Source organism: Bacillus sp. AFS018417 (assembly GCF_002560985.1).
GTDB classification, from domain to species: Bacteria; Bacillota; Bacilli; order Bacillales; family Bacillaceae_G; genus Bacillus_A; species Bacillus_A rhizoplanae.
In genome coordinates, this window is the sequence record NZ_NTTM01000013.1 from 149,147 (window position 1) to 161,108 (window position 11,962).

Consider the following 11,962-nt stretch of genomic DNA (forward strand, 5'->3'; position numbering starts at 1 on the left):
GATGATTCGTGAAATTACAGAAGTAGATGCAGCTCCGTTTTTGCAGCTATGTCAAACAATTGATCAAGAAACAAATTTTATGTTATTTGAGCCTAATGAGCGAAACTTTACGATAGAGAAACAAACATCTATGATTCAAGCACTTCTCTCTCCTCATAATTCAACACTCTTAGTAGCGGAGAAAGATGAGCAACTTGTTGGTTACATAATAGCTCGCGGCGGAGCAGTAAGGCGAAAGCAACATGCTGCATATTTAGTTATTGGCGTCCTCCAGCAATATGCAGGTCAAGGAATCGGCAAACGATTACTTCAGGAAATCGAACAATGGGCTCGCACACAACAATTACTGCGTCTAGAATTAACAGTCATGTCTCATAACGAAAGAGCCATTACGTTATATAAAAAGATAGGGTTTGCTATTGAAGGTGAAGCAGTGCATGGTTTGATTGTTGATGGACAACCAAGAAATGAATACTATATGGCGAAAATCTTATAAAAGACTTAGGTGATCCAAAATGAACTCTTTTTTTATCGATATATTTAAAGTGCAGCCAAGTCAATTATTTCTAAACAATGACAAAATAATGAGATTGCAACAGACTTTTTCACCACCTGTATTTGCTTTACATACGCCATTACCCATTAAACAATTAGACGATAAAATTATTTTTACAGATGGTCATACCCGTGCATATTTATATTGGCAAGCAAATATAAAAGAGATTCCTGTGTATTGGGATGACGATCCTTTACATTATGACTTATATAAATTATGTGTAGATTGGTGCTTAACAGAACAGGTTTTTCATATTGGTCATTTACAGCATCGAATTTTACCTCATTCACAATATGAAACGCAATGGATAAAACGTTGCAGAGATGCCGAAAAATCTCTCACAAATTATACACTCTTTTAATATGCGTCTCTGCCAGTAGAGAGCGCATATTTTATTCTTTTACTGATACAACATTTTCCCAATCTCGTTCCTCATAATAATTTGCTGCTTCGTCTATATTTTGAATCCATTTGCTCGCTTGTGAACCGTCTTCGTTTGCAATCCACATATCAGCTTGCTCTCGATTAGAACGCATCCATAAAAGTTGATTTGTATGTTTTATATAGTACGTATAATAATCTCCGTACCCTTTTGGTGGGGTTGTAATTTGACGTTGCTGTGCATTCGCAACATTGATTTGATATAGTGAAGGCTGCGGGCGTTGCTTCGGATCATTGGACCATTCCATTTCCTTTGCTCTAGAAATTGTAATCAACGTATTACTGTTCCAAGTGAAATCCCAATCAACATAACCTTTTGGAGTGAAAGTAGCTTGCTGAAAAGCAGGAAGTTCTTTTAATTTTAAATGTTTATTTTCGACGATAAAGCGTCCTTCTCCTTCTATATATGCCAAAATATTTTTTGACGGTGCCCATTGAAACCATTTTGGTTGAATCAGCATGTGATCAACTGCTTCAAACTTACTTCCATCCGCTCGGATTATACATAACCTATCCATCGACCAAGAGGCAGTTGGTGTTGCTAAAAATGAAATCCATTTTCTATTATAGGAATACCTCACTTTACAAGCTTTGCAATTCCCTGCATTCCTTTTATAAACAATAGCATGCTAACTCCCCACGATAAGCCGGCAATTCCAATATAAAGCGAATTATTTTCCGACTCAAATCCCTCTCCAACAGACGGTTCTTGTAAAATATGTACCAAAGCTGCAATCCCAAAACTTAGAAATATAAGATGACTAAAAAACCAGCCATATACACCACATTTTGTTTTCCACCATAACAGTGCAGCAATAACAAAAGAAACCAATAAAAAGATTGTTGCCCCGCGTATTAATAATGGTAATATCTCTTGCTCCATTTCCATGAACTTTATCCCCTGCCTTTCATTTTCTTATAGCTTTTCGTTACTGAAGCGAAGAGTATACAAAGTTTGCAAAAATAAAGTGAAACTTCCATACCGCTTGATTCGTTTACATCGGTAGGTTCATATATTCTTGTTGTTTCATTGTTTTAAACAAACAATCTAGGAAGTTATACGATAGAAACGATTTCTTTTTTGTCGATAATGCAAACAGATTACATTTGATTTCTTTCCGTTATCTTAAGAGAATGGTAAACAGTTTTTTGTTTACAAGTAGGGTGGTACCGCAATTTTTATCATCCCTATCGTATTTTCCGATAGGGATTTTCTTATTTGCAGCAAAAACAAATATTAAATAATTCGGAATTTTATGATAAAATTTTATAAGCGTTTACATTATTTTGGAAGGAGTGACGCGCATAAAAAACGGAACATAGCAATTTTTACATAAAGGGGGATATATCTATATGACAAAAACAGCAGAAATTCCATCACATTTAAAACCATTTGTATCAAAGCAGCATTACGACCAATACACACCTATTGATCACGCTGTATGGCGCTACATTATGAGACAAAATCATAACTTTTTAAAAGACGTTGCACATCCAGCGTATGTAAACGGATTACAGTCTTCCGGTATTAATATAGATGCCATTCCAAAAGTAGAAGAAATGAACAATTGTTTAGCACCGAGCGGCTGGGGAGCTGTTACAATTGACGGCTTAATTCCTGGCGTAGCATTCTTTGATTTCCAAGGACATGGTCTCCTGCCAATTGCGACAGATATTCGCAAAGTAGAAAATATTGAATATACACCAGCTCCTGACATTGTTCATGAAGCAGCTGGACATGCACCAATTCTACTCGATCCTACATATGCAAAATATGTAAAATTGTTCGGACAGATTGGAGCAAAAGCTTTCTCTACAAAGGAAGAGCACGAATTATTTGAAGCGGTTCGCCAATTAACGATTGTAAAAGAGAGCCGCACATCTACTCCAGAGGAAATTATTGCGGTAGAGAAAGAAGTGGAAGAAAAACAAAAACATGTTTCTGGCCTATCAGAAGCAGAACAAATTTCCCGTCTTTTCTGGTGGACAGTAGAATACGGATTGATTGGTGATATACAGAATCCGAAAATTTACGGTGCTGGACTTCTTTCATCTGTAGGTGAAAGCAAACATTGTTTAACTGACGCTGTTAAAAAAGTTCCATTCTCCATTGAATCATGTATTCAAACGAGCTACGATGTAACAAAAATGCAACCGCAGCTTTTTGTATGTGGTTCTTTCGAAGAATTGATTGAAGCACTTAAAAAATTCTCAGAAACAATGGCATTCAAATCAGGTGGTGCAAAAGGTTTAGATAAAGCACTGCGTTCTGAAAATACAGCGACAGTTACTTTAAACAGCGGATTACAAATTACAGGAACACTAGTTGAAGTAGTAAAAGATGAAAGTGGCGAGGCTATTTATATAAAAACAGGTAGTCCAACTGCATTAGCTATCAATCATACACAATTGCCAAATCATTCTACAGATGTGCACCAAGATGGGTTTGGTACACCAATTGGATTGTTACAAAATAATATCGCATTAGAGTCTTGCACAGACGAAGAATTAAACACATTAGGAATCTCTGTTGGTAACAAAGCTGAGCTTACTTTTACAAGCGGTGTACATGTAACAGGGACAGTAACCGACATTATTAAAAATGAGGAAAAAGTCGCTGTCATTTCATTTACAAATTGTACAGTCACTTTAAAAGATCGCTTATTATTTGATGCGGCCTGGGGTACATTTGATATGGCAGTTGGTTCAGCAATTCCTTCTGTTTTCCCTGGTGCAGCAGATCCAACAGCATTCTTCCCAATAACAGAAGAAGACGAAGTAATACCTGCACCACGCGCGCAAACAGAACTTGAAAAAATGTACGAAACGGTTCGTGATATTCGCAGCGAAGGTTTATTACACGAACAGCATATAGAACAGCTTGCAGCAATCCATCACGTATTAGATAAGTTTTATGAAAAAGAATGGCTACTGCGCCTTGAGATTTTAGAGTTATTACTAGAACATAAAGTGAAGATTCCAGAACGTGCAGCATTGTTACAACAGCTTTCTTCCTTTAAAAATAATGAAGAAGTTCAGCGTTTAATCAATAACGGGCTTGCCTTACTCCCAATAAAGGATGTGACAAATAATGCAACGACTAACTAATGAAGAAGTTCAAGAAGAGTTAATGAAATTGGATAAATGGACAGTAAAAGACGAAAAATGGATTGAACGAAAATACATGTTCTCCGACTACTTAAAAGGTGTCGAATTTGTTTCTGAAGCGGCCAAACTATCAGAAGAACGCAATCATCATCCATTTATCCTTATCCAGTATAAAGCAGTTATTATCACGTTGTCATCATGGAATGCAAAAGGTTTGACAAAACTTGATTTTGAAATGGCAAAACAGTTTGATGAAATGTTTTTACAAAATGAAAAAGCAATTGTACGATAAAGTGAAACTTCCATCAGTGGGGGGGTTCTTTATCCCCCACCTCTCTTCTTCGCTTTTCTCTCAATCTTAAGGTGGGGGGGCTTACTGCCCACGAATAGCGGGAGATGCAGAAAAGGAAGCCTAATTCAGGCTTCCTTTTCTTTATTTCATAATAAATGGAATATGATGACCACAGTTCACTGTACAAATTTCTATATTAAGGTAAAATCAAAAACTCATACTATTATTCTAGTTCAAATTAGTCTTTTTTCAATACTGTCGCTTTTAAGAAACGATCTACAAATCCTTCTGCTTTCACAACAAATAAGTAAGCGCCCATTGCTAATAATGCAAGCTCCATTTCATATCCAGGATTTTTTCCATCTCCTAATAAACCAGCTGACCATTTTACTTTTACAATTGCTCCAACTAAAATAAGTGCAAATAATAGTCCGACATATCTTACGCCTAAACCGATAATTAAACAAATACCACCAACTAATTCTACTGTCGCAACGCCATATGCAAGACCCCCTGGTAAACCAATACTTGTAAACCAGCCTGCAATGTTATCGATTCCTGCTTGGAACTTTGCTAAACCATGAGCAAAAAACGTAACTCCTAATACAATTCGAATAATTAAATTACCAATATATTGATTCATTGTTATTTCTCCTTTATTGTTTTGTTATATAAAACTTTTATTTACAATACAAAACATACAATAATTTTTTTTGTTCGTCAATTGATTTTTATTGAGAAAAAATAAAAAAGATTTGCTATGATACAAATATCTGTTTAGAAAAAGGAGATCGAGCATTATGAATATCGGTTCGACAATACGTGAAATTCGACAGCGCAGAGGCATTACAATTGCGCAAATTTGTGAAGGAACAGGGCTTTCTAAAGGATTTATGAGCCAAGTGGAGAACAATAAAACATCTCCATCTATTTCTACTCTAGAAACAATTGCTCATTTTCTAAATGTTCCTCTTCCTTATTTATTGTTAGAGCAAAAAGATCGAATGAAAGTTGTTAAAAAAGAAGAACGAAAATATAGTATTTACGGAAAAGACCAGCAAAGAATTGAACATGTAGCTGAGCAAGGCGGACTGCGTTTATCATTAGTAGAAATTCCTATTGGCTTTCCGAAAGAAAACACGCCAAATGCTCATGAAGGAGAAGAATGTCATCTTGTCTTGCGCGGAAAATTAGAAGTACAACACGGAGAAGATATTGCAATTGTAGAAGAAGGAGATTCGTTTTCTTGGAGTGCTTGCGTACCGCATATCGTTCGTAATATTGGGGTTGAAGCTGCACTTCTTCTTATTTCAAGCTATACTGAAAATCGAAAACATGTGTATTGAAGCATTGTGAACAAATTTGTTTGCAGTGCTTTTTTTATGAAATAAAAAAGAGCAGGTTATTAGTTTCCTATCCCTGCTCTTCTCATTGAATAAACGAGAACATCCATATTATGAAATAACACCGTCTTCTCATAAGCCATACCTGCTCTTCTTGCTACAAAAATAGAAGCTGGGTGATCGGGATTAATAAGAGAAATGAGTTTTTCAAGCTTAAGTACTTGAAAGCCGTAATCACGAAAAGCCGCTGCGGCTTCTTTCGCATATCCGTTTCCCCAATACTTTGGAAGCAGCCAATATCCAATTTCAATTTCTTCTTTTCCATCAACACGCTGACGGACAAGTCCTGCATGACCGATTGGTTCTCCCGTCTCTCTATGTAACATCATGAATAAACCGAGTCCACGCTCATATCCTGGAAGAATCCAGCTTTCAAGACTTTTTTTGCATTGTTCATACGTTTTAGGAGTTCCTTTCCCAATGTAGCGAATCACTTGTTCGTTTGCCCATAAAGAAGCATAGAAACCTAAATCATCGATTGTATATTTCCGAAATTGTAAACGTTCTGTGTGAAACATAGCCTCTCCCCCTTATGTAAATTATAAACAAAAGAATATTATTTTTACAAAAAATAACAGAAAATATTTACACTTTTTGCAAACAATCCAATTCATACTAGCATAATGAAATCTAATGAAGAGAGATAAGATTTTTTCCGATTCACTAAACATATAACTACTTATCCTGCACTAACGAGCACTAAGCCACGTACTGATGGAGGCTTCACTTTATCCCCACCAGGATGCCACTTTTCATCATTCTATTACTTTCTATTTTTGTTTTTTATCATAAAAAAAACGCTACTTAAAGGTATGTACTCTTTAAGTAACGTTTCTATTTATAATACCTGTTCATTTTCGTTCTCCTCTAACTTGTCACGCAGCTCTCTTGCACGGTAGAAAAAATAAAAAGAACCGCCTAAAAAAGCAGCAATCACACCCATCATGGCAAACATTTGCACCATTTCTTTTTGTCCATTTGGGAGTAATAAGCCGAGCATTAAAAATGCACTTAGTGCTAGCATGACTTGACCGAAACGAATATAATCAGCAATTTTTTGCTGTAATTCTTTCATTCTTTAATCACTCCTCCTTTTCACTGTATCATATTTTCATCGTTTCGTAGGCAAGTAAATACAACCAATGAGGGAGAAGTTTTCCATAAGAAAAAGAGACGCAATACACGCGGCTCTTTCTTTCATTACACACCTTTATATGCTTGCATATATACTTCTTTTAGTTCTGAAATAAGCGGTAATTTCGGATTGGCTGTTGTACATTGATCTTCAAATGCTCTTTCAGAAAGTATATCAACAACCGCTTCAAATGCTTCTTTTTCAACACCTTGGCCAGCAACGCTCATATTAATATTTAATTCTTTTCCAAGAGCGATAATGGCTTGTACTAATGATTCCACGCCTTCTTCTACTGTGCTTGCTGGAAGACCAAGCATTCTTGCGATATGTGCATAACGCTCATCTGCAACAAAGTACTCATATTTAGGGAACAGCGCATGTTTTCTCGGTTTGATTGCATTATAGCGAATAACATGCGGCATTAATATCGCATTGGCACGTCCGTGCGGAATATGAAACTCCGGTCCAATTTTATGTGCTAAGCTATGGTTAATACCAAGAAACGCATTGGCAAATGCCATCCCAGCAATTGCAGAAGCATTATGCATTTTCTCACGCGCCTCTTCATCATTTCCATCTTTATATGCACGTGGTAAATATTTAAAGACAAGATCAATTGCTTTTAAAGCTAATCCATCTGTATAATCATTTGCCATAATAGATACGTACGCTTCAATCGCATGTGTTAATACGTCCATTCCTGTGTCAGCAGTCACATGCGGCGGTACTGTCATAACGAACTGCGGGTCAACGATCGCAACGTCTGGTGTTAACTCATAATCAGCAAGCGGATATTTGATATTGTTCTTTTTATCTGTAATAACTGCAAATGGCGTCACTTCTGATCCTGTTCCAGATGTTGTCGGAATCGCAACAAACTGCGCTTTAGTTCCTAGTTTTGGATATTTACATGTACGTTTTCTAATATCTAAAAACTTTTGTTTGATACCAAAGAATTCTGTTTCTGGATGCTCATAAAATAGCCACATTCCTTTTGCTGCGTCCATTGCTGACCCACCGCCAAGAGCAATAATCACGTCCGGCTTGAAGCTTCGCATCATTTCTGCTCCTTTAAATACCGTTTCATCTGATGGATCTGGTTCTACTTCAAAGAATACTTCTACCTTTACATCATTCATATGTTGACGTAAATAATACGTTACTGTATCAACATATCCAAGCTTCACCATTCCAGGATCTGTCACAATAAATGCACGTGAAATGTTCGGCATACTTGCTAAATATTGCGTAGCATGTTTTTCAAAATAAATTTTTGGTGGCAGCTTGAACCACTGCATATTCTTTTTTCTGTTTGCAAGTCTTTTTATATTCAGTAAATGTGTTGCTGTCACGTTTTGAGAAACAGAGTTCTTTCCGTATGATCCGCATCCAAGTGTAAGTGATGGAATAAAAGCATTATATACATCACCAATTCCGCCTTGTGATGACGGCGCGTTTACAATAAGACGGCATGCTTTCATACGTAATCCAAACTGCTTTTGTACTTCTGTATCCGTAGAGTGAATGACTGCAGAATGACCTAAACCGCCAAGCTCTAACATGTTTTCACAATGCTGCAACCCTTCTTCTAATGAATTTGCTTTTATACAAGCTAATACTGGACTTAATTTTTCTCGGGATAACGGATAAGCTGCGCCGACCCCTTTAATTTCTGCAACGAGCATTTTCGTATCTTCTGGTACTGTAATTCCCACTAACGCTGCAATGTAATGAGGGGATTTCCCAACAATATCACTATTTACTGCACATGTATTCTCATTTATAACAAGTTTCTCTAATTTTTTTCGTTCTTCTGTTGTTACAAAGTAACAATTGTTCGCTATCATTTCTTGTTTCACGTCATTATAGATTTCTTTATCTACAATAATTGCTTGTTCAGAAGCACAAATCATACCGTTATCAAATGTTTTCGATAAGATCACATCATTTACAGCTCGCTTCACATGTGCTGATTTTTCTATATAACACGGAACGTTACCTGGTCCTACCCCTAAAGCTGGTTTACCAGTTGAATACGCTGATTTCACCATTCCTGCGCCTCCTGTTGCTAGAACAAGTGCTACTCCTTCATGATTCATAAGTTGCTTTGTGGCTTCAACAGAAGGTCTTTCAATCCATTGAATGCAATTTTCTGGTGCTCCTGCTTTTACTGCAGCATCGCGTACTGCTTTAGCAGCTGCGATAGAGCATTGCTGCGCTGAAGGATGGAATGCAAAAATAATTGGATTTCTCGTTTTCATCGCAATGATTGCTTTAAACATCGTTGTTGAAGTTGGGTTTGTTACTGGCGTTACCCCAGCAACCACACCAACTGGCTCTGCAATTTCTATAACTTCCTCATGTGGATCCTCACGAATAATTCCCACTGTTTTATCATTTTTTATACTATTCCAAATATATTCAGTTGCGAAAATATTTTTGATGCATTTGTCTTCATACACACCGCGACCTGTTTCTTCAACAGCCATTTTTGCTAGTGGCATATGTTGATCCACACCCGCAAGTGCCATTTCATGTACAATGTTGTCAATTTGTTCCTGTGTAAATCCTTCTAATGCTTGTAAAGCTTTTTGACCGTTCTTTACTAACGCCTCAATTATCTCTGTTACTTCTTGCATTTCATTTACAACTTTCTCTTTGACTGCCATGTAATTTCCTCCTATTCTGCTTCCGGACGCATAATGTCCCTTGGGGTCTAAATATGTCCCTATTAGCTAAAAAAATAGAACTACCTTTTCTACATGAATCCCATTGTTTGTGAAACATTTCACATAAATATATGTGAAGCTTCTCGTTTCATGCTTTTTACTATACACGAGATCTTTTCATTTGTGTGTGTCTAATTTGTGAAAAGTTTCACAAATTCAAAATATAAAAAACAAGCACTACTGAGTGAAGTAGTGCTTGTTCCATTATGCTAATGCTCGTGCTAAATCTTCAATTAAATCTTCTCCGTCTTCAATTCCGACTGAAATACGAATTAATGTATCTGTAATTCCTAGTTCTGCACGGCGCTCTGCTGGAATAGAAGCATGTGTCATTTGAGAAGGAATTGAAATTAAGCTTTCTACTGCACCTAGACTTTCAGCAAGTGTAAAGTATTGTACTTTCCCAAGGACAGCGTTTAATGTTTCTTTACTATCTACATCAAATGAAATAATTGCGCCATAGCCATTTGCTTGCTCTGCTGCTAAGTCATGATTATGGTGACTGCTAAGTCCTGGATAGTACACTTTGTTTACTTTCGGATGATTTTGTAAGAACTCAGCAATTGCACGAGCATTTGCTTCATGCTCCTCCATACGTACTCCTAACGTTTTTAAACCACGTAGTAATAAAAAGCTATCTTGTGGTCCTAAAATACCGCCTGTTGAATTTTGTACGAAATGAAGCTCCTCTGCTAACTCTGCACTATTTACAGCTACTACTCCAGCAACAACATCACTATGACCACCTAAATATTTTGTTGCACTATGAAGTACAATATCTGCACCAAGAGAGATTGGTGTTTGCCAATACGGTGTCATAAATGTATTATCAACAATTGTTAATAAGCTTTGTTCTTTAGCAAGTGCTGCAATTTGTTTAATATCTGTAATTTTTAAAAGTGGATTCGTCGGTGTTTCCATATAAATTGCTTTTGTATTTGGAAGAATTGCTTCTTTTACTGCTTCTAAGTTTGTTGTATCAACAAATGTATGTTCAATTCCAAAGCGATTTAATACTTTTGACATCACACGGTATGTTCCGCCGTATACATCATCTGTTAAAACAACATGATCCCCTTTAGAGAAGAGCATCATCACCGCTGTAATTGCTGCCATACCTGATCCAAATGCAAATCCTGCATGACCATTTTCAAGAACAGCAATTGTTTCTTCAAGAGCTGCACGAGTTGGATTTCCCGTACGTGAATATTCGTACCCTTTATGATTTCCTACACCTTCTTGTTTGTACGTACTCGTTTGATAAATCGGTACTGTCACAGCTCCAGTTGAAGGTTCTCCGATATGAATACCATGAATTAGTTTTGTTTTTTTTCTCATTTTTTATTCCCACCCTTTGTATATATGCTTACTCAAATAGCGTTCACTGCTATCTGGAAAAATTGTTACAATATTTGTGCCTGGTTTTGCTGTCTCTGCTTCTAATAAGCTTGCATGAAGCGCTGCACCCGAAGAACTGCCAACAAGAAGTCCTTCTTTTTGTGCCAATTGTTTCACACGTGAGAATGCATCACGATCTGAAATCGTATGAATGGCATCAAAATATACTGGATTCAGAAATGGCGGTATAAATTCAAGCCCAATTCCTTCTGTTTCATGGGAGCCGGCTTCGCCTCCATTTAAAATTGAGCCTTCTGGTTCAACAATAACTGTTTTAATCTGCTGATTTTGCTCTTTTAAATATAACGCCGTTCCCATAAATGTTCCACCGGTACCAGCACCAGCGACAAATATGTTAATGTTTCCGTCTAGTGCTTCCCACAGTTCAGGACCTAATGTTTTATAATATGCACGTGGATTTGCTTCATTAGCAAATTGACATGGAGAATATGAATTTGGAATTTCTTCAAGAAGCTCTTCTGCTTTTGCAATAGCACCTGTCATACCTTTTGAGGTTGGTGTATGAACAATCGTTGCACCAAGAGCTTTCATAAGTTCTTGTTTTTCAATACTAAATTTCTCTGGAACGCAAACGATAACATGTAAGTTATGCTCAAGTGCTGCAAGTGCCAGTCCAATTCCTGTATTGCCAGCTGTTGGTTCAATAATTGTTCCACCTGGCGTAACAAGCCCTTTAGCAAGAGCATCCTCAATTAATTCTCGCCCTAACCGATCTTTCACACTTCCTCCTGGGTTATAAAACTCAAGCTTCGCAAAAAGCCGAACACCTTCTGGAAGTAAAAAGCGCGTAATTTCAACAAGCGGTGTATGTCCGATTAGGTCATGAACACTGCGATACACTTTCATCGTATTTCCTCCTTACCTAACACCTCAAAAGAA

General features: G+C 37.0%; 12 protein-coding genes and 1 pseudogene. 5 read left to right on the plus strand and 8 right to left on the minus strand.

Annotation, left to right across the window (positions count from 1 at the left end; all coding sequences use genetic code 11):
• Position 1: 1 nt before the first annotated feature.
• Positions 2-496, plus strand: a complete 495-nt coding sequence (locus tag CN326_RS07635) for a GNAT family N-acetyltransferase (protein WP_098307918.1) — start codon at positions 2-4, stop codon at positions 494-496.
• 19 nt (positions 497-515) lie between these two features.
• Positions 516-917 (plus strand): hypothetical protein, encoded by a 402-nt coding sequence (locus CN326_RS07640; protein WP_098307920.1) that lies wholly within the window; start codon positions 516-518, stop codon positions 915-917.
• Between the two features lie 31 nt (positions 918-948).
• On the opposite strand, the pseudogene CN326_RS07645 reads toward CN326_RS07640, so the two are convergent.
• Positions 949-1,575: pseudogene (locus CN326_RS07645) on the minus strand (translocation protein TolB); the annotation flags it as partial.
• The gene (locus CN326_RS07650) at positions 1,575-1,886 is read right to left on the minus strand and encodes a hypothetical protein (RefSeq protein WP_098307922.1); all 312 of its coding nucleotides are present in this window, start codon (positions 1,884-1,886) and stop codon (positions 1,575-1,577) included. The pseudogene CN326_RS07645 and the gene CN326_RS07650, both read right to left, overlap by 1 nt.
• 464 nt (positions 1,887-2,350) lie before the next feature.
• Between CN326_RS07650 and CN326_RS07655 the strand changes: the two genes are divergently transcribed.
• Together CN326_RS07655 and CN326_RS07660 are read left to right on the plus strand one after the other, a co-directional pair.
• Positions 2,351-4,105, plus strand: coding sequence for an aromatic amino acid hydroxylase (locus CN326_RS07655; RefSeq protein WP_098307924.1), 1,755 nt, complete (start codon positions 2,351-2,353; stop codon positions 4,103-4,105).
• A complete protein-coding gene (locus tag CN326_RS07660; RefSeq protein WP_098307926.1) occupies positions 4,086-4,397 on the plus strand; it encodes a 4a-hydroxytetrahydrobiopterin dehydratase in 312 nt (103 codons plus the stop codon). The genes CN326_RS07655 and CN326_RS07660 overlap by 20 nt, the downstream gene beginning before the upstream one ends.
• Before the next feature lie 238 nt (positions 4,398-4,635).
• Here CN326_RS07660 and CN326_RS07665 read toward each other — a convergent pair whose 3' ends face one another.
• Positions 4,636-5,040 carry a DoxX family protein gene (locus CN326_RS07665; RefSeq protein WP_098307928.1) on the minus strand — a complete coding sequence of 135 codons (405 nt, stop codon included), beginning with the start codon at positions 5,038-5,040 and terminating at the stop codon, positions 4,636-4,638.
• A gap of 157 nt (positions 5,041-5,197) precedes the next feature.
• Between CN326_RS07665 and CN326_RS07670 the strand changes: the two genes are divergently transcribed.
• Positions 5,198-5,743, plus strand: coding sequence for a helix-turn-helix domain-containing protein (locus tag CN326_RS07670; RefSeq protein ID WP_098307929.1), 546 nt, complete (start codon positions 5,198-5,200; stop codon positions 5,741-5,743).
• Positions 5,744-5,802: 59 nt separating this feature from the next.
• Here CN326_RS07670 and CN326_RS07675 read toward each other — a convergent pair whose 3' ends face one another.
• From CN326_RS07675 to CN326_RS07695, 5 genes are all read right to left on the minus strand, one after another.
• Entirely contained in the window at positions 5,803-6,318 is a 516-nt protein-coding gene (locus tag CN326_RS07675) for a GNAT family N-acetyltransferase (protein WP_098307931.1), read from the minus strand.
• A gap of 320 nt (positions 6,319-6,638) precedes the next feature.
• A complete protein-coding gene (locus CN326_RS07680) occupies positions 6,639-6,875 on the minus strand; it encodes a YrhC family protein (protein ID WP_098307933.1) in 237 nt (78 codons plus the stop codon).
• 125 nt (positions 6,876-7,000) lie between these two features.
• Positions 7,001-9,604 (minus strand): bifunctional acetaldehyde-CoA/alcohol dehydrogenase, encoded by a 2,604-nt coding sequence (gene adhE, locus CN326_RS07685; RefSeq protein ID WP_098307935.1) that lies wholly within the window; start codon positions 9,602-9,604, stop codon positions 7,001-7,003.
• 264 nt (positions 9,605-9,868) lie between these two features.
• A complete protein-coding gene (locus CN326_RS07690) occupies positions 9,869-11,002 on the minus strand; it encodes a bifunctional cystathionine gamma-lyase/homocysteine desulfhydrase (RefSeq protein WP_098307937.1) in 1,134 nt (377 codons plus the stop codon).
• 3 nt (positions 11,003-11,005) lie between these two features.
• Positions 11,006-11,929, minus strand: a complete 924-nt coding sequence (locus CN326_RS07695; protein ID WP_098307939.1) for an O-acetylserine dependent cystathionine beta-synthase — start codon at positions 11,927-11,929, stop codon at positions 11,006-11,008.
• Between the last annotated feature and the right edge of the window lie 33 nt (positions 11,930-11,962).